Here is an 18600-nt window from a genome sequence, read left to right on the forward strand (position 1 = left end):
GACAGTCTACGTGTGCGTAGTGACGTGCTGGAGTGTCGTACTCAACGTGAGAAGTTGCGATTGTGATACCGCGCTCAAGCTCTTCTGGAGCGTTATCGATAGATGCGAAATCTTTAGCAACACCGCCGTATACTTTTGCAAGAGTAGTACAGATAGCAGCAGTTAGAGTTGTTTTACCGTGGTCAACGTGGCCGATAGTACCAACGTTTACGTGCGGTTTCGTACGTTCAAATTTTTCTTTAGACACAATCGTGTTCCTTCCTAGTTATGATTCGCCACGTTCATTATTGAGCGAGACGCGCCAGAAATTGCTATTTTATGCGCCAACTCTCGTTAGCGCAATATTTGGACGCATTGTTCTTTCAAAAAATGAAAAAAAATGCCTTCCTTTTGTTTAACCACGCTCTGCAATGATTGCTTTTGCAACATTGTTAGGCACTTCAGCGTACTCACTAAACTCCATAGAGTAAGAAGCACGACCTTGTGTCGCAGAACGTAAATCAGTTGCGTAACCGAACATGACAGACAACGGAACTTGTGCACGAATTATCTTCAGGCCAGCTGTCCCCTCGTCCATACCTTCGATGATGCCGCGACGACGGTTAATATCGCCAACAACGTCACCCATCCAGTCTTCTGGAGTAGTTACTTCAACTTTCATCATAGGCTCAAGCAAAACTGGTTGCGCTTCAAGTGCACCCGTTCTGAAAGCCATAGAGGCAGCGATTGTAAACGCCATCTCACTTGAATCTGTTTCATGGTAAGAACCATCATATAGTGTAGCTTTGATATCCAAAACTGGATAGCCAGCAAGCACACCATTGTTCATCTGCTCTTCAACGCCTTTAGCGACTGAAGCAATAAACTCTTTCGGTACGATACCATTGGCAATTTCATCCACAAAGACAAAGCCTTCGCCAGCTTCTGATGGTTCCAGTTTCAGCCATACGTGACCGTACTGACCTTTACCACCATGTTCACGGATAAATTTACCTTCCGCTTTCGCTGTACCACGAATAGTCTCACGGTAAGCCACTTGCGGGTTACCAACGTTGCAGTTCACGCTAAATTCACGCTTCATACGGTCAACGATGATATCTAAGTGTAGTTCACCCATACCAGAAATTAGAGTCTGGCCAGTTTCCGCATCCATATCAACGCGGAACGATGGGTCTTCCGCTGCTAGTTTACCTAGAGCGATAGTCATTTTATCTTGATCAGCTTGAGAGCTTGGCTCTACAACGATCTGAATAACTGGGTCTGGGAACTCCATGCGCTCAAGAACAATCTTATGGTTCTGGTCACAAAGGGTTTCACCAGTAGTCACATCTTTCAGGCCAATGATGGCTGCGATGTCACCTGCTCGTACTTCTTTTACTTCTTCACGCTTGTTTGAGTGCATTTGAACAATGCGACCTAAGCGTTCACGTTGTTTCTTCACAGAGTTGTAAGCTGTTTTACCGCTTTCAACAACACCAGAGTAAACACGGATGAAAGTTAAAGTACCAACGAATGGGTCTGTTGCAATCTTGAATGCTAGCGCTGAGAACGGTTCTTTGTCGTCTGCGTGACGCTCTGCTTCGTTCTCGTCTTCATCGATACCCTTAATTGCAGGTACATCGACTGGAGAAGGAAGGAAATCAACAACTGCATCTAGAACAGCTTGTACACCTTTGTTTTTGAATGCACTACCACAAGTAGCAAGTACGATTTCATTATTAAGGGTACGAGTACGAAGACCTTGTTTGATTTCAGCTTCTGTTAGTTCACCTTCTTCAAGGTACTTATCCATCAGCTCTTCATTTGCTTCTGCAGCAGCTTCAACAAGTTCTGTACGATATTCTTCAGCCATTTCTTGCATGTCTGCAGGGATATCTTCGTACGTAAAAGTCATGCCTTGGTCAGCTTCGTTCCAGTTAATTGCCTTCATCTTGATAAGATCGACAACGCCTTGGAAGTTTTCTTCAGCACCAATGTTCAGTTGAATTGGAACAGGAGTTGCGCCTAGGCGGTCCTTGATCTGTTCAACTACGCGCAAGAAGTCTGCGCCGGTACGGTCCATTTTATTAACGAAAACCATACGTGGAACTTGGTACTTATCAGCTTGACGCCATACTGTCTCTGACTGAGGTTCAACACCAGATGAGCCACAGAACACAACAACTGCACCATCAAGTACACGCAAAGAACGTTCTACTTCGATTGTGAAGTCAACGTGTCCAGGAGTGTCGATGATGTTGATACGGTGGTCCGAGAACTGAGCTTCCATACCACGCCAAAACGTAGTGGTTGCTGCTGAAGTGATCGTAATACCGCGCTCTTGCTCTTGCTCCATCCAGTCCATGGTTGCTGCACCATCGTGAACTTCGCCGATTTTATGAGAAAGACCGGTATAGAACAGAATACGTTCACTTGTGGTTGTTTTACCTGCATCTACGTGAGCAACGATACCGATATTACGGTATTGCTCTATAGGAGTTTTACGAGCCACGGTTGAATCCTCTTATTAGAGACTTAGGGACTATTGCTATGCCTAGATTATGCGTTAAAAGCGATGCTTCGCTAAAAATTGCTTGCCCTAGAAATAGCAATAGTTCCTAGCATAAGCATAGGAACTAAAGAAGTGCTGCAAGGAACCTTGCAGCACTAAAAAGGTATTACCAACGGTAATGTGCGAACGCTTTGTTTGCGTCAGCCATGCGGTGAACGTCTTCACGTTTCTTAACCGCAGTACCTTTGTTCTCAGACGCGTCTAGCATTTCAGCAGCTAGGCGTTGAGCCATAGATTTTTCACCACGCTTACGCGCAGCTTCAACTACCCAACGCATAGCAAGAGCGTTACGGCGAACCGGACGAACTTCTACAGGTACTTGGTAAGTTGAACCACCTACACGGCGAGATTTAACTTCTACCGCTGGGCGAACATTTTCAAGAGCTTCTTCAAATACAGCTAAGTGGTCTTTACCAGACTTCTCAGCCATTGAATCTAGTGCAGTGTAAACGATTTTCTCTGCAGTAGATTTCTTTCCGTCAACCATAAGGATGTTAACGAATTTTGCCAGCAATTCAGATTTGAACTTAGGATCTGGAAGGATCTTACGCTGACCTATTACGCGACGACGTGGCATGGATATTCTCCGTTGTCTTCTTCAGGTTTTTTCCAAAACTTTTCAGAATAATAAATAAAATAGTGTTTGGCCTTACTTAACGCTTTCTTTTAAAAAAGAAAATGCATTAAGACTTAGGACGTTTCACACCGTACTTAGAACGACCTTGTTTACGGTCGTTAACGCCAGCACAGTCTAGCGCGCCGCGAACAGTGTGGTAACGAACACCCGGAAGGTCTTTTACACGACCGCCACGGATTAGTACAACACTGTGCTCTTGAAGGTTGTGACCTTCACCACCGATGTACGAAGTTACTTCGAAACCGTTGGTTAGACGTACACGACATACTTTACGTAGTGCCGAGTTAGGTTTTTTAGGTGTAGTAGTGTAAACACGAGTACATACACCACGTTTTTGTGGGCACGCTTCTAGTGCAGGCACGTTGCTTTTAACAACTTGCTTTACACGAGGCTTGCGAACCAACTGGTTAATAGTTGCCATTAACTAGCTCCTGAAATTTACTTGAAAGTAAGCTTTGTGAAAAATCTATCCCTAATCACAAGTCGTAATTAGGGACGCAAAATTCTATTCAGCAGTGGGAGGTGTGTCAAGAAATATACAGATCTTTTTTAGCCGTCTAGAGCTCAGGATGGTCTAATTTTAACCAAACTGATAAAACACGCTTACCAAGTCACTGATTTGTCTTTCAAAACCGTCAGTTTAACGAAGCCATCGAAGTCAACTTGATCAATGGTACTTGAGACAAGTAGTTGTAAACCTCGGCTATCGAGATCTGGTTTTAACACCGACACCTGCTCTACTGCGCAGATTTGAGTGAATAACTCATGATTTGGAAGGCAAACATACACCGCATCTTCCACCAAAAGGAACTGATCCTGTGGCTGAGAGTAGGTCAATGCGAGTTTAAGTTTGTCGACTGATTTTACGATATGAAGCATAGCGTCCCTTAGAAAGTCAGTATCTGTTGGCACTGAGATAACTTCTGCGTTAACTCGTCGGCTTCAACGGTGGTCACATCGATCAACAGGTTGTCTGCTGAAAGACCAAACTGACTCAGACTATGCTGACACACATACACCTGTTCGATGTCGTAAAGGTCCATAAGTTTGAATGCAGAGATGTAGTCACGCGATAGTGTTTCGTCGGGCTGCTGCGCTTTAAGAAGCTGAGTCACCCCATCACCAACAAAGAACACGGCAATGTCTTCACTGTATGCGGACGCAGCAAGCAGGGCGTCTAACCCTTCTCTACCCGCAGCGGTCGTATGAGGGTAACTGTTAAATATAAAGGCTAACTTTCTCAAAACTGCACCACCCTATCTTGCGTTAGTAGTGCTTCCGATAAGCTCCCTAATCCGGCCTGAGTAAATCCAGTTGCTAGGTTAGAGGCACTTAGTTGATGTTGCTCTGCTTCTTCAGAGCTAATCACTCCGCGTCTTAGCGCAGCAGCCACACAGGTTTCAAGGCTAACATCGTGCTCATCAGCCAGCTTTTGCCAAGCTGAAGCTAAGTCAAATTCATCGTTAGCCGGTACGGTAAGGTCTGAGCCGTTACTGACGCCATCTTGATAGAAGAACACACTGTGAAGTTTGTGGCCCTGTTTAATCAGAGCCACGGCAAACTGGTAGGCACTTCTTGCTGACTGTGAGCCATACACCGGCCCATTAACTAGGAGTGTATAGCTTAGCAACCCTCTTCATCCTCTGTTTTACGTTGGCGGATGTATAGGTACACGGTGTGCTTAGAGATGTTCAGTCGCTCAGCAACGCGGTTAATCGCGTCTTTGATGTCGAAAATACCTTTATCGTACAACTCCATCACGATCTGACGGTTCTTAGTATTATTCGATACCGATTTGTCAGCGTTAATTTCTTCTATGGTGCGTTCAACCGTTTGGTCGACAAGTTCTTCAACGTCACTAGCGAAGTTAACCGATGATGCGGCTTCGTCTGCGTCTTGCGTAGGCATGAACGATTGCAGTACTTGTGAGAATGGCGCGTCTAGGTTCACGTTAATACACAGTAGGCCAATCACTCGGTCTTCACCGTTGCGGATAGCAACCGTGATCGACTTCATCAACACTCCACCTTTAGCGCGAGTGAAATATGAACGTGAGAAGTTACGCTTAGAACCTTCAATATCTTTTAGCATCTTCAATGCAAGATCGGTGATCGGCGAGCCAACCTGACGACCTGTATTTTCGCCGTTGGCAATTTTAATCGCAGAAGTATTGAGGTCTTCTAAAGAGTGCAAAACGATTTCACAAAACGGACCAATAAGGCTCGCAATACCGTCAACAACGGCCTCATAAGATCTTAGAATGATTTTATCGTGTTCACTGAATGGCATAACGTGGACTGATTCCATTTCAAGTAACACATCTGCATTGACTGTTTCTGTAGTAGTCACTTATTCCTTACCTTCGTGTGAAAAATCAACAAATTTATGTAAGTTTATCAGAAAATTTTAATTGCACACCTAGCTAACATTGCAACTAGTGATTTAGAACAAGTTTAAAAATCAAATACTCATCTTCAAATCATAAAAAAAGCCTAACTCAAAGTTAGGCTTTTTATTCAATCAACGTATTTTAGTACGAGGTTTTTGACCGATATTACTGTGCAGGAGCTGCTTCAGCGTTATCGATGTTTAGTAGTTCTACTTCGAATACTAGCGTTGAGTTAGCTGGGATAGTCGGTGTGTCTTGCTCACCGTATGCTAGCTCTGGCGGGATAACGAACTTGTACTTAGAACCGACTTGCATCAGCTGTACGCCTTCAGTCCAGCCTGGGATTACGCGGTTTAGTGGGAATGTTGCTGGTTCGCCACGATCGTAAGAGCTATCGAACTGAGTACCATCAGTTAGTGTACCTTTGTAGTGTACTTGAACGGTATCGGTGTCTTTTGGAGAAGCGCCTTCACCTTGTGTCATTACTTGGTAAAGTAGGCCAGATTCAGTTTGCTTAACGCCTTCAGTTTTAGCGAACTCAGCACGGAAGTCATCACCAGCTTTCTTCACTTCTGCAGATTTTTCTGCCGCTTGTGCTTGCATCGTTTCAGCAACACGCTTGTCTAGAGCTTCAAGAGCTGCGCGAGTTTCTTCTTCGTTAAGTGCTGTTTTCTCTGCAAATACGTCTTCGATACCTTGAAGAACCATATCTTTGTCTAGGTTGATACCTAGCTCACTTGGCTTATCAATGCTTGTGCTTAGGTAGTTCGCGAAAGATACACCGATTGCGTAAGCCGCTTTGTCATCTTCTGTTTTAAAGTTTACTGCTTCAACTTTAACTTCTTCTACCTGTGGAGCTTCTGCCTTTGGTTCTTCTTTCTGACAACCAACTGCTAGCATAACCGTTGCGGCAAGCAGTGATACTTTTAAAACTGATTTCATTGAATTCTCCAATTAATGGCCAAGCCATTGGTTATTGTGCACAAATCTAATGATTAGATTGGTGTGAATACGTTAGTTATAACAATATACTAGTCATATGTCTTTCGACAAAAACCGGATTATTAGACGTGATGCAAATATTTTTCCATTCATTGCTATGTGCAATTGTCATCACCTTGTTAAATGGATGTTTTTTCTTCCAAGATGATGAGCAACGTTGGGAAATTGAACCCAACGGTGCCACCAGCTTTGCACTCAGCAGAGATGGACGCTTCGCCCTGCTCTACTCTCAGCAAAAACAACTACTGCTTTGGGATCTCGCCCAAAACCAAGAGTTGGCTCAGCTTGGCCCACAAGATCAGTTAGAAAACCAAGTATCACGTATCCGTATCTCGGACAATGGCCGTTTTGCCATTACCGCGAGCCAAATGAACTTCGCCGTTTGGGACTTATCTTGGACTCAAGCACAAGGGCTATGGTCTATCTCAGACGGCTTGATTCGCGATGTCGATATCTCTAGCAATGGTGAAAAAGTACTGCTTGGCCTTTCTAATGGCAAAGCCATCTATGTGGACTTAGTCACCGGACGCCGTCTGGAGTTCCTTGCTCACCGAGAAAAAGTGAATTCCGTGTCCCTTTCATCCAATGGTCGCTACGCCCTATCAGGGGGTAACGACTACAAAGCCTACCTTTGGGATACTGAGTCGGGCTTGGTATTGCGCTCCTTTGAGCATGAACAAAGAGTAGTACGAGTCGCGCTACAACGCGATGGTGAGCTGGCTTTTACCTCTGATGGCGGCAACCAAGCAATGATTTGGGATCTTGAAACGGGCGAACCTCAAGCACAACTGCAAAGCTGGTCTCGACAGTTGATTTTCTCGAGTGCTCGTTTTTCTGATGACGGCAGTATGTTGGTGACAGGCACACCATCTAGCCAAGTGAGTGTGTGGAATACTCAGGATGGCAAACGAATTTCTCGCCACGATGCTGAGCCACTAAAAGATGCTCGCCCTCCTCGTGCGGTAGTGTATGATGCAGCCTTTGATGATAAGAACCGTGTGATATCGGGCACCTCAGCGGGCATTGCCCAAGCTTGGAATGTGGATTAAGAACGATGACAGAAAAGCGAGTTGAACAACTAGAAAGCCGCGTTAATGACCTAGAGTGTCAGCTAGCTTTCCAAGAACAGACCATTGAAGAACTCAATGAAGCGCTTAGCCAACAGCAAATGTTGATCACGAGAATGCAAGATCAGATGAAGTTCGTGGTTGGCAAAGTGAAAAATATGGATGGCTCTAACCTAGCAGACGCATCAGAAGAGACGCCACCTCCACACTATTAAGTTCGATTCAAATGGGCTACTGCTCATTTGCCACAATTGAAAAACAAAGGGCGGCAGAAAATATCTGTCGCCCTTTGTTTATGTACTTGGTAATTTAATTTACGCCTGTATGAGATTACTCATCAGCATAAATCTTCACTTCTACACGGCCTTGAGTATCAACGCTTGCACGATACATCCCAGAGCTGTTCATACCAAAATGAATATCGCCTTGGTCATCGATAGCGATCAAGCCACCTTCCCCGCCCATGGTTTTCAGTTCACCTTGGATAATGTGTTCACAAGCGGTATGCACATCTTCTTTGAGATAACGCATTCGTGCCGCCACATCACTCGCAACCATCTTTCTTAAGAAGAACTCGCCCATCCCGGTTGTTGAGACAGCAACGTTGCCATTTTCAGCCATGGTTCCTGCACCAATAATCGGAGAATCCCCGACACGACCGTATTTCTTATTGGTCACGCCACCGGTACTGGTGGCTGCCGCTAAGTTGCCCGCTTGGTCTAATGCGACTGCACCGACCGTGCCGTACTTTTTGTCGTCAGGGTATTTCTCAGCTTGCTGTTCATCATATTTCGCTTCAGACAAAGCAAAAATGCCTTTCTCTTTCATCGACTGAAGCTGGTCATAACGGCGCTCAGTAAAGAAGTAGTCTTGCTCAGTAAACGTATATTCATGCTCAAACGCAAACTTCTCGGCGCCTTCACCAATCAATAGTACATGGTCGCTTTTCAGCATCACATCACGCGCAAGTTCAATCGGGTTTTTGATATGACGAACGCCTGCAATTGCCCCCGCATCCATTTCGCGGCCATGCATCACAGAAGCGTCCATTTCAACAAATTCATCATGCGTTAGAACCGAGCCTTTGCCGGCATTAAAGTGGGGACTGTCTTCCATCACCTTAACCGATGCGACTACCGCATCCAGAGCATCACCACCCGATTGCAATATTTTATAACCAGCCAAAACCGATTTTTCCAAAGCCTCGGTAATACCCGCTTTTAATTCATCGCTCATTTGCTCTCGCAAGATGGTTCCTGCACCACCATGAATGGCAATTGAAAAAGGCTGTGACATACAAACTCTCCACTGACGTCGTCTTATAATATTGTGCTATCAATACCACATCCATGGTTCGATGTCTGATAGCGAAAACCAAACTTTTTTCGAATGCTTAGACTTTCGGACACTTGGTTTGGTGGATAAAAGCGAGATCAAAAAGCTAGACTCCTAAACACAAAAAGCCTCCGCAAGGGAGGCTTTCAAGATTCTTAAACTAAACCGTTAATTCGGTATTAGTGAGAACCACAGCTACCGCCGCCGCAGCAGCCGTCTTTTTTCTCTTCACCGTGGTCATGGCCTTCGCCACCACAGCAACCGCCTTCGTGGTCATGATCGTGGTCGTGACCGCCACAGCCGCCTTCTTGGTGTACGTGACCGTGTTGAACTTCTTCTTCAGTCGCTTCACGAACCGCTACAACTTCAACGTCAAACGTTAGAGTTTGGCCAGCTAGCATGTGGTTACCATCAACAACAACTTCGTCGCCATCTACTTCAGTAACTTCTACTGGGATTGGACCTTGGTCAGTATCCGCTAGGAAACGCATGCCAACTTCGATTTGCTCAACACCTTGGAATACGTCAGCAGGAACACGTTGAACTAGTGCGTCGTTGTGCTCGCCGTATGCGTCTTCTGGAGTAACCGTTGCAGAGAACTTGTCGCCAGCTACTTTGCCTTCAAGCTCTTTTTCAAGACCTGTAATTAGGTTGTTGTGACCGTGAAGGTAATCTAGTGGAGCTTCTGCAGTTGATTGGTCAACTACTACGCCATCTTCAAGTTTCACTTGATATGCAACACTAACTACTACGTTCTTTTCAATTTTCATGAGAGCTCCAAGGAGGTTTGGACTAAGCTCGAACAGTTGAGCTTAGGAAAAATTCTGTACCCGGATATTATGGGGATCAATTAACGAAACTCAATCATTCAGGCTTAAAAATACCGATCATTTCTTGATTCGCGTGTTCAGATTTCTCTACAGTTTTCGGTTTACGCTGTTCTGTGAAGTCACAATCGACACATTCCACCAGCTCGATATTATTTTCAATCCACCAACGGAGTGTGTCTTGAGTATTACAACTTGGGCAGCTTGCTCCTGCGATAAAGCGTTTTTTCTGTTTCACGTTCTTATCCTTTACTACTCTGGATTCGTAGTTCTTCCACTCTAGATCTATTTAAGAAAAAGCAGAGACCACGTTTATTATTAGATTAGTTATCTAGACTGTTATTTCTTAGCTCAAGCTATATCTCTAAACTCAAGCTATTAGTTATCAATTCAGGCTACTGCCAATAGTTTCGAGACTGGTGATCGTTTTCCATCTCGTGTCCAAAAATCTCTTCAAGCTCTTTACGAGCCTCTTTCGCTCTTTGGGCCAACTCGGCATCTTCGTTATGCTGAGGCAGTAACTCTTTGAGCATACCATTATCCAACTTTCTAAAGTGTGCTTCTGCTCGCTTCGCTTTATATGGATGCATACCAAGTTCAGTCAATGTTTGACGACCTAAATCCAGTGCACCAAGGAAGGTTTCACGAGAGTAGTTACTCACACCGTGGTTAAGTAATTGATATGCTTCAACACGGCTTCGTGCACGAGCTAAGATCTTTAAGCGCGGGAAGTGCTGCTTACATAAATCGACGGTTTTCATGATTTCATCGGGAGAGTCAGTACACAGCACAATCGCCTCTGCTTTATCAGCACCAGCTGCGCGTAACAGCTCGAGGTGAGTCGAGTCTCCGTAAAATACTTTGTAGCCAAACTTTCTAAGGATATGGATTTGGCTGGCATCACTCTCAAGAACGGTAATACGAATCTTATTGGCATACATCAAACGACCAATGATCTGACCAAAACGACCAAAGCCTGCAATGATCACTCGAGGACTGCGATCGACAACATCCGAAGACATTGCGTTTTCGCTGATTTGGTTAAGTTGACGAGCAAAGAATCGGTCTTGCAGCTTGAGCATCAATGGCGTGGTCACCATCGACAAACTCACAACCACCAGTAAGAACGACACTTGTTCACCACTTAAGATACCTTGAGCACTCGCCGCGGTAAAAATAACGAAAGCGAACTCACCACCTTGGCTGAGAATCATCGCCATGCGACTACGGGCTTTGGCTTGAGTACCGAAAACACGAGCTAGCCCATACAGCACTAAGCCTTTCAAAACCACGAGAGCTAATACAGCAATCAGTATCGCGAATGGGCTTTCAGCAAGTAAGCCTAAATTCACCGCCATACCCACAGAGATGAAGAACAGACCAAGCAACAACCCTTTGAATGGGTCAATCGCAATTTCAAGCTCATGTCGATATTCACTTTCAGCCAGAAGTACGCCCGCTAGGAAAGTACCCAATGCCATCGACAAGCCAATCTGTTGCATGATGACGGCAATACCAATCACAAGTAACAGCGCTGCAACAGTAAATAGCTCACGCACACCACTCATAACGACGTAGCGGAACAAAGGCCTCAATAAGAAGTGGCCACCGACCAGCAGACCAATCACACCACCCAGCATCCAAAGCATGTCCGCCCAGCTGCCGCCTGTATTACCTGCTAGCAAAGGTAGCATTGCTAGCATAGGGATTACTGCAATATCTTGGAAAAGTAACACTGCAAAGCCAGACTGCCCCGCTTCTTTACCACCGAGTTCACGCTCTTCAATAACCCGCAACGCGATTGCGGTCGAAGACAAAGCTAAGCCCATACCTATCACTAGGCTAGTTTGCCACGTTAAACCGAACATACAGGCGATGGCGGTAATAATCAGGGTGGTGATCAGCACTTGCGCGCCACCCAGCCCGAGAATGGGGGCTCGCATCTGCCACAATTTTTTCGGGTTAAGCTCTAAGCCAATCAGGAAGAGCAGCAGTACTACCCCGAATTCGGAGAAGTGCAGAATCGCCTCTACGTCACTGATTAAGCCAAGTCCCCAAGGGCCAATCGCGACACCAGCTAACAAGTAACCGAGTACTGAACCCAAGCCAGCTCGCTGCGCGATAGGAACCGCAACCACAGCAGCCGCTAAAAATATAACGCTACTTTGTAGAAAATCATTAGTCAGAGCCATCATCTGCTCCTATATCTTGTAGCGGGTCTCGCAACCAATTTCGATACGCTTCTGCGTGTTGGTAACGCGTCATATCGGTAACATTTCGTGCCCAGTGTAAAACCAAAGGGGATATCCAATTCATCTGACACAAAGCAGCGGTAAGCTCGAATGGTTGCAAAATCTCTTGTAATGGATATTTATTATAGCCTGCGGCACCAAACGCCTCTTCTTTACCACCGGTTGTGATAACGCTACGCCAGTGTTTGCCCTTAAGTGCGCTTTGCTCACCAAAGGCAAAACCCTTACCTAACACGCGATCAAACCACTCTTTCAACAACGAAGGACATGAATACATAAACAAAGGGTGTTGGAACACAATCACATCATATTCAAGCAGCAACTCATGCTCGGAAGGCACATCAATAAAGAAGTCCGGATAGATGGCGTAGAGATCGTGGATTTTGACATTCCCAAGTGACTCTATCTTTTTAACCATGATCTGGTTAGCGATAGAGGTTTGCGGCTCAGGGTGCGCATAGATGACCAGCACCTTTGGCACGGGTTTGTCTGTCGAGGGAGTATTACTCATTCCTTTGAAACATTCCTTTGAAGGCTAAACGGTGGCAAGGCCACAAGAATTTAAGCAAAAGTTATTAATATGTTATTGGCATCATAACGCAAATTGCATTGTGATCGACTTTTATCTGGTTTCAGCCTACTATGCAGGCGTCTGTTCACCTCTAATTTCTATGCTATTTCAATTATGATTACTTTCTCTGATATTCAATTGCTACGCGGCGGTAAGCCACTCCTCGACCAAGCATCTGCGACTTTTCACCCTGGCGACAAGATCGGTTTGGTTGGTAAAAACGGCTGTGGTAAATCTACGCTATTCGCCTTAATTAAGGACGAACTGTCTATTGATGCAGGCTCATTCAGCAAACCTGCCCATTGGGAAATGGCTTGGGTTGCTCAAGAAACACCAGCATTAGAAAGAACAGCAATTGAATACGTGATTGATGGTGACCGTGAATACCGCGGCCTTGAAGATCAACTAGAGAAAGCTGAACAGGCCGACAACGGCACCTTGGTCGCAGAGATCCACGGCAAGATTGAAACCATTGGTGGCTACAGCATCAAGGCTCGCGCTGCCGAGCTGTTAGACGGTCTAGGCTTTAGCCAAGAACAAATGGCGTGGAACCTGACTCAATTCTCAGGTGGTTGGCGTATGCGTTTAAACCTAGCGCAAGCCCTACTGTGTCGCAGTGACCTACTGCTACTCGATGAACCTACCAACCACTTGGATTTAGACGCAGTAATGTGGCTAGAGCGTTGGTTACAAAGCTACCCTGGTACGCTAGTGCTTATCTCGCACGATAGAGACTTCTTAGACCCTATCGTCAACCGCATCGTGCATGTTGAAAATCAACAGCTCAATGAGTACACGGGTAACTACTCATCGTTCGAAACCCAACGAGCGCAAAAACTGATTCTGCAACAAGCGATGTACCAAAAGCAGCAGAAACAGATGTCTCACATGCAGAGCTACATTGACCGTTTCCGTTACAAAGCGTCAAAGGCTCGCCAAGCGCAAAGCCGTATTAAAGCGCTAGAGAAAATGGAACAAGTACTACCTGCTCAGTTTGATAACCCATTCAGCTTTGAGTTTAGAGAGCCAGACGCACTACCAAACCCAATCATGATGATGGATGAGGTATCTGCGGGCTACGACGACAACCTAATTCTAGAAAAGATTCGCTTGAACCTAGTACCGGGCAGTCGTATTGGTTTGCTTGGTCGAAATGGTGCTGGTAAATCCACGCTGATTAAGTTGCTTTCAGGCGAACTGAAACAACAAGGCGGCGAACTGAGCTATTCGCAAGGCGTTAAGATTGGTTACTTTGCACAGCACCAATTGGAAACGCTGCACCCTGAAGAAACCCCGCTGCAACACATGATGCAGATTGCGCCTAAACACACCGAACAACAACTGCGTGATTACCTAGGTAGCTTCGGTTTCCAAGGTGAAAAAGCGCTCGATAAAGTAGCACCTTTCTCCGGTGGTGAAAAAGCACGTTTAGTATTAGCGCTACTGGTATGGCAAAAACCAAACCTGTTGCTACTCGATGAACCAACCAACCACTTGGATCTCGACATGCGTCAAGCGCTGACTTTTGCCCTGCAGACGTTTGAAGGCGCAATGGTTATCGTATCGCACGACCGTTACCTATTGCGTGCAACTACCGATGATTTATACCTTGTACACGACCGCCAAGTAGCACCGTTTGATGGTGACTTAAGCGATTACTACAAGTGGCTAACCGAACAGCAGAAAGTTGAGCGCAAAGAAGCACAAGCATTGGCACCAGCAAAAGACGGTGCCAACAGTGCAGCAGCGAAAAAAGAGCAAAAACGTAAAGAAGCCGAGTTCCGTAAACTGACGGCACCACTGCGTAAAAAGCTTACTCAATTTGAAAAACAGATGGATAAATTAACTCAGGCTCTTGAAGAAGCCGAGCAAGAATTATCCGACACTTCACTGTATGAAGCTGAAAATAAGGCTAAACTGAATAAAGTACTCGCTCTCCAAGCGAGCAGTAAGTCACAGCTAGAAGAAGTTGAAATGGATTGGATGTCCACTCAAGAAGAGCTTGAGCAGATGGAACAGGATATGGATAGCTTATGAGCCCAGAGCACGCCCCAATATCACTAACACTGGAACGACTATGGCAATTTAGCCTTCAGTACTACAGTGTGCGCGGTGTAAAGGATGCGTGCCTAGCTTTGCAAAACCAGTTCCACGGCAACGTCAATTTACTGTTGCTTCTCAAATGGCTTGATGAGCAGCAATTGTCTTTTGCTGAAGAAGAGTGGCACAAAGTACAACAATGCTTGAGCCGCTCTGAAACCCTGCTTCATAGTTATCGAGAGCTACGTAAACACCTCAAAGCACACGTTGTCGACTCACTATACCGTGAAGCCTTACAGTTTGAGTTACAGCTTGAAAAGCAACAACAGTCCGATCTCGTCGACTGTATAAACTCCCTACAGCTTTACGCTAACCAGCAATCACCGCTCGCGTTTCAGTACTGTCGTTTATTAGGAGCAGAAAACCTCTACGACGCTTTTTCTGAACCAGCACCTCAGCCCTAGCTCATTCTCTTTCCTTTTTCTTCAATCAAGATCCAAGCTTAACTGCGCCCTGTCTCTCTTCATTTGCATGCACTGACTAATACGCACAATTAAGTGTTTAACGCACCTAACATTGATATTATTCAACTGGTTACCCATAGCCTGTTTTTGTGTCTCGTATAAGTGAAAGCCTTGCGCTTATGCCGAGAATCAACCAAGCTCAAATAAAAACGTGGGCGTTTCACTGCAAGCTCAACACGTTATCAAAGCCCATCAAAGAAGCATGGATCGTTTTTATGACAATATTTACCGCAGCCGCTGGTCTCTCTAATCCGCACTTACAAACCTTAGTGCCACGGTTTATTAGAAAACAGGCGCTGTTTCATCCTCACTGGCAAACCTTAGAAACTCCCGATGGTGACTTTCTTGATCTTGCTTGGAGCGAATCACCAGACTGTGACAACCCAAGCAATGATGATCGAAGTAACAAGCCGATATTCGTTCTATTCCATGGTTTAGAAGGTAGCTTTGAGAGCCCTTACGCCAACGGACTGATGAATGCGTTTGCTAAGGATGGTTGGTTGTCCGTGATGATGCACTTCAGAGGTTGCAGCGGAAAGCCAAATCGCTTAGCTCGTGCTTACCACTCTGGAGAAGTCGAAGATGCGCGCTTCTTTTTAAGGCATCTACACTCAAGGTTTCCCAATAACCCTAAGGTTGCGGTTGGCATATCGCTAGGCGGCAACATGTTGGCTAATTATCTCGCCGACTATGCTGATGATCCGTTAATCTCAGCGGCGACGATTGTTTCAGCCCCCTTTGACCTTGCTTGTTGTTCAAGCCGTATTGAACAAGGCTTCTCCAAACTCTATAAGAAGTACCTGCTCAATTCTTTGAAATCGAATGCATTGAAGAAACACAAGCTGCTGCAAGAGAAGATTGGTATATCAGCGGAAAGCATCAAGAAGATCGACAAGCTGTATGAGTTTGATGAGCGAATTACTGCGCCTCTGCACGGCTTCAAGAATGCACAAGATTATTATGCTCAATGCTCTGCCTTGCCGAAGTTGAATCGGATTAAGCTACCCACACAGATCATTCATGCGAAAGATGACCCTTTCATGACTGACGATGTGATTCCAAAATTCGTTCTACCTGACAATATCGATTATCGTCTGTTTCAAAAAGGCGGCCATGTGGGGTTCATTACCGGTAGCACGCTCAAACCAAGGTTTTGGTTAGAAGAAGCATTACCCGCCTACTATGAAAGTATTCAAGATTCGGCATAATGGCCGAGCCTTTTAAGGGCTGAGTGATAGGCGTCGCTAGACACACTAATCAACACATCAATAAACCTATTTATGAACATAAAAGAGAGAAGTATTTATGATCATCCCATGGCAAGACATCGCACCAGAAACGCTGGAAAACCTCATTAAAGAATTCGTGCTACGTGAAGGCACAGACTACGGTGACGTAGAGGTTTCACTGCAAAACAAAATTGACCAAGTGAAACATCAATTAGCCTCAAAGGAAGTCAGCATCGTGTTTTCTGAGCTGCATGAAACCGTTGATATTCAAGTCACAAAACGCTTCTAAGCTGCGCTCATAAAGGAGCCGTGTTATAGTGGTAAACGATTGCTAACAAGTAAGTTACTCAAAAGACAAGGGTTGTCATGTCCGCTAAACATCCAATTATTGCGGTGACGGGTTCATCTGGAGCCGGCACCACCACTACCTCAGAAGCCTTCCGCAAAATGTTCAATATGATGGACGTGAAGGCAGCTTGGGTTGAAGGGGATAGTTTCCATCGCTTCACTCGACCAGAGATGGATGTCGAGATCCGTAAGGCGCGCGAGCAAGGTAAGCACATCAGCTACTTTGGTCCACAAGCTAACGATTTTGGCGCATTAGAAGAGTTCTTCCGTCAATACGGAAATGAAGGCACGGGTAAAGTCCGTAGCTATCTACATACCTTCGATGAAGCCGTTCCTTACAACCAAATGCCCGGCACCTTTACGCCATGGCAAGAGATCCCTGAAAACTCGGATGTGATGTTCTACGAAGGCCTTCATGGTGGCGTAGTCGATGGCGACATTAACGTCTCGCAACACGTCGATCTGCTTATCGGCATGGTACCGATCGTAAACTTGGAGTGGATCCAGAAATTCGTTCGTGACACACGCGATCGTGGGCACTCTCGCGAAGCGGTGATGGATTCTATTGTTCGCTCAATGGATGATTACCTTAACTACATTACCCCGCAGTTTTCGCGTACTCATATCAACTTTCAGCGTGTCCCTACCGTAGATACATCGAATCCACTTAACGCCAAGGGGATTCCAAGTTTAGACGAAAGCTTCGTAGTTATACGTTTGCGCGGCATCAAAAACGTCGATTTCCCTTACCTTTTGGCTATGATTGATGGCTCATTTATGTCACGTCATAACACGCTCGTGGTGCCAGGAGGCAAGATGAGTTTTGCTATGGAGCTCATTGTAAGGCCAATTCTACAACAACTAATCGAAACCGGAAAAATAGGTTAACAAAACGACATTCTGGTTGATTACTTTTCATACCGTGATCATGTGCACAATTTTGCGTAAAAAATCGTAGCTTGGTCACGATTAAAATCAAGAAATAGTACCTGAAAAAGGATACTATTCTTAAACGAAACACAAGATAGCTTGCAGCACTCAACGAGTGCTCTTATCCTAACTGAGTCAATTCAGGCTTAGCTAAAATACGGAAAGCGGCAAGCATACCCTGCAGAGGAAGTGAGATATTATGGTTCTAGGTAAACCTCAAACCGATCCAACATTAGAGTGGTTCCTTTCACACTGTCATATTCATAAGTACCCTTCAAAAAGTACTTTGATTCATGCTGGTGAAAAGGCAGAAACCTTGTACTACATCGTTAAAGGTTCTGTGGCTGTTCTTATCAAAGACGAAGAAGGTAAGGAAATGATTCTTTCTTACCTAAACCAAGGCGACTTCATCGGTGAACTTGGACTTTTCGAAGAAGACCAAGAGCGTACTGCGTGGGTTCGTGCTAAATCTCCTTGTGAAGTAGCTGAAATTTCTTTCAAGAAATTCCGTCAACTTATCCAAGTGAACCCAGATATCCTGATGCGCCTTTCAGCGCAAATGGCAAACCGTCTACAAGTAACTAGCCAAAAGGTTGGTGACTTAGCGTTCCTTGACGTTACCGGTCGTATCGCTCAAACGCTACTTAACCTAGCGAAACAGCCAGATGCAATGACTCACCCTGATGGCATGCAAATCAAGATCACTCGTCAAGAGATTGGCCAGATCGTTGGTTGTTCTCGAGAGACAGTAGGTCGTATCTTGAAGATGCTTGAAGAGCAGAACCTAATTTCTGCACACGGTAAAACTATCGTGGTATACGGCACTCGTTAATCTCGATTAACTGAGCCAAAAATTTGAAAGCCACCAAATGCAAATTTGGTGGCTTTTTTGTTTTCT

Annotated in this window: 22 protein-coding genes; 8 read left to right on the forward strand and 14 right to left on the reverse strand. The window is 45.2% G+C overall.

The features are described from left to right. The 9 genes from CWO27_RS15405 to fkpA form a co-directional block, all read right to left on the reverse strand. The coding region (locus tag CWO27_RS15405) for a GTP-binding protein (protein ID WP_258185197.1) at positions 1 to 247 on the reverse strand (247 nt) is incomplete at its 3' end. A 147-nt stretch (positions 248 to 394) separates the two neighbouring features. Then, a complete protein-coding gene (gene fusA / locus CWO27_RS15410; RefSeq protein WP_017061101.1) occupies positions 395 to 2491 on the reverse strand; it encodes an elongation factor G in 2097 nt (698 codons plus the stop codon). A gap of 166 nt (positions 2492 to 2657) precedes the next feature. Continuing rightward, complete coding sequence (gene rpsG, locus CWO27_RS15415; protein WP_010435163.1) at positions 2658 to 3128, reverse strand: 30S ribosomal protein S7; 471 nt, start codon at positions 3126 to 3128, stop codon at positions 2658 to 2660. 106 nt (positions 3129 to 3234) lie between these two features. Next, positions 3235 to 3609 (reverse strand): 30S ribosomal protein S12, encoded by a 375-nt coding sequence (gene rpsL, locus CWO27_RS15420; protein ID WP_004737194.1) that lies wholly within the window; start codon positions 3607 to 3609, stop codon positions 3235 to 3237. 182 nt (positions 3610 to 3791) lie between these two features. Beyond that, positions 3792 to 4067 carry a sulfurtransferase complex subunit TusB gene (gene tusB, locus CWO27_RS15425; protein WP_048659145.1) on the reverse strand — a complete coding sequence of 92 codons (276 nt, stop codon included), beginning with the start codon at positions 4065 to 4067 and terminating at the stop codon, positions 3792 to 3794. A gap of 8 nt (positions 4068 to 4075) precedes the next feature. Beyond that, on the reverse strand, positions 4076 to 4432 hold the full coding sequence (gene tusC, locus CWO27_RS15430) for a sulfurtransferase complex subunit TusC (RefSeq protein WP_102433290.1): 357 nt from the start codon (positions 4430 to 4432) through the stop codon (positions 4076 to 4078). After that, positions 4429 to 4818, reverse strand: coding sequence for a sulfurtransferase complex subunit TusD (gene tusD / locus CWO27_RS15435; RefSeq protein WP_017063709.1), 390 nt, complete (start codon positions 4816 to 4818; stop codon positions 4429 to 4431). The genes tusC and tusD overlap by 4 nt, the downstream gene beginning before the upstream one ends. Continuing rightward, positions 4812 to 5537 carry a helix-turn-helix transcriptional regulator gene (locus tag CWO27_RS15440; protein WP_004729851.1) on the reverse strand — a complete coding sequence of 242 codons (726 nt, stop codon included), beginning with the start codon at positions 5535 to 5537 and terminating at the stop codon, positions 4812 to 4814. The genes tusD and CWO27_RS15440 overlap by 7 nt, the downstream gene beginning before the upstream one ends. Before the next feature lie 205 nt (positions 5538 to 5742). Then, positions 5743 to 6519: an FKBP-type peptidyl-prolyl cis-trans isomerase gene (gene fkpA, locus CWO27_RS15445; protein ID WP_048659147.1), complete on the reverse strand. Its 777-nt coding sequence runs from the start codon at positions 6517 to 6519 to the stop codon at positions 5743 to 5745. Positions 6520 to 6650: 131 nt separating this feature from the next. Between fkpA and CWO27_RS15450 the strand changes: the two genes are divergently transcribed. Then, positions 6651 to 7628: a WD40 repeat domain-containing protein gene (locus CWO27_RS15450; protein WP_048659148.1), complete on the forward strand. Its 978-nt coding sequence runs from the start codon at positions 6651 to 6653 to the stop codon at positions 7626 to 7628. 5 nt (positions 7629 to 7633) lie between these two features. Then, the gene (locus tag CWO27_RS15455; protein ID WP_009848930.1) at positions 7634 to 7861 is read left to right on the forward strand and encodes a SlyX family protein; all 228 of its coding nucleotides are present in this window, start codon (positions 7634 to 7636) and stop codon (positions 7859 to 7861) included. Positions 7862 to 7976: 115 nt separating this feature from the next. Here the strand turns inward: CWO27_RS15455 and CWO27_RS15460 are convergent, their stop codons facing one another. The 5 genes from CWO27_RS15460 to kefG form a co-directional block, all read right to left on the reverse strand. Next, the gene (locus CWO27_RS15460) at positions 7977 to 8942 is read right to left on the reverse strand and encodes an isoaspartyl peptidase/L-asparaginase family protein (protein ID WP_102433292.1); all 966 of its coding nucleotides are present in this window, start codon (positions 8940 to 8942) and stop codon (positions 7977 to 7979) included. A gap of 218 nt (positions 8943 to 9160) precedes the next feature. Continuing rightward, entirely contained in the window at positions 9161 to 9751 is a 591-nt protein-coding gene (slyD, locus tag CWO27_RS15465; protein ID WP_017061108.1) for a peptidylprolyl isomerase, read from the reverse strand. 94 nt (positions 9752 to 9845) lie between these two features. After that, positions 9846 to 10046 (reverse strand): YheV family putative zinc ribbon protein, encoded by a 201-nt coding sequence (locus tag CWO27_RS15470; RefSeq protein WP_029235422.1) that lies wholly within the window; start codon positions 10044 to 10046, stop codon positions 9846 to 9848. A gap of 157 nt (positions 10047 to 10203) precedes the next feature. Continuing rightward, positions 10204 to 12000 carry a glutathione-regulated potassium-efflux system protein KefB gene (kefB, locus tag CWO27_RS15475; protein WP_102433294.1) on the reverse strand — a complete coding sequence of 599 codons (1797 nt, stop codon included), beginning with the start codon at positions 11998 to 12000 and terminating at the stop codon, positions 10204 to 10206. Further along, positions 11987 to 12571 (reverse strand): glutathione-regulated potassium-efflux system ancillary protein KefG, encoded by a 585-nt coding sequence (gene kefG / locus CWO27_RS15480; RefSeq protein WP_048659151.1) that lies wholly within the window; start codon positions 12569 to 12571, stop codon positions 11987 to 11989. Before kefG ends, kefB begins: the two co-directional genes overlap by 14 nt. Before the next feature lie 174 nt (positions 12572 to 12745). On the opposite strand from kefG, the gene CWO27_RS15485 reads away from it, so the two are divergent. From CWO27_RS15485 to crp, 6 genes are all read left to right on the forward strand, one after another. Next, on the forward strand, positions 12746 to 14668 hold the full coding sequence (locus tag CWO27_RS15485; RefSeq protein ID WP_048659152.1) for an ABC transporter ATP-binding protein: 1923 nt from the start codon (positions 12746 to 12748) through the stop codon (positions 14666 to 14668). Next, positions 14665 to 15135 (forward strand): TIGR02444 family protein, encoded by a 471-nt coding sequence (locus CWO27_RS15490; protein WP_048605369.1) that lies wholly within the window; start codon positions 14665 to 14667, stop codon positions 15133 to 15135. Before CWO27_RS15485 ends, CWO27_RS15490 begins: the two co-directional genes overlap by 4 nt. 275 nt (positions 15136 to 15410) lie before the next feature. Continuing rightward, positions 15411 to 16403, forward strand: coding sequence for a hydrolase (locus CWO27_RS15495; protein WP_102433325.1), 993 nt, complete (start codon positions 15411 to 15413; stop codon positions 16401 to 16403). Positions 16404 to 16500: 97 nt separating this feature from the next. Next, positions 16501 to 16713: a YheU family protein gene (locus CWO27_RS15500; protein ID WP_004729649.1), complete on the forward strand. Its 213-nt coding sequence runs from the start codon at positions 16501 to 16503 to the stop codon at positions 16711 to 16713. A 77-nt stretch (positions 16714 to 16790) separates the two neighbouring features. Then, positions 16791 to 17660, forward strand: coding sequence for a phosphoribulokinase (locus tag CWO27_RS15505; RefSeq protein ID WP_004729650.1), 870 nt, complete (start codon positions 16791 to 16793; stop codon positions 17658 to 17660). Between the two features lie 241 nt (positions 17661 to 17901). After that, on the forward strand, positions 17902 to 18534 hold the full coding sequence (gene crp / locus CWO27_RS15510) for a cAMP-activated global transcriptional regulator CRP (protein ID WP_004729651.1): 633 nt from the start codon (positions 17902 to 17904) through the stop codon (positions 18532 to 18534). Positions 18535 to 18600 lie beyond the last annotated feature (66 nt).

This window comes from Vibrio sp. 10N.286.51.C3 (genome assembly GCF_003050065.1).
GTDB classification, from domain to species: domain Bacteria; phylum Pseudomonadota; class Gammaproteobacteria; order Enterobacterales; family Vibrionaceae; genus Vibrio; species Vibrio crassostreae.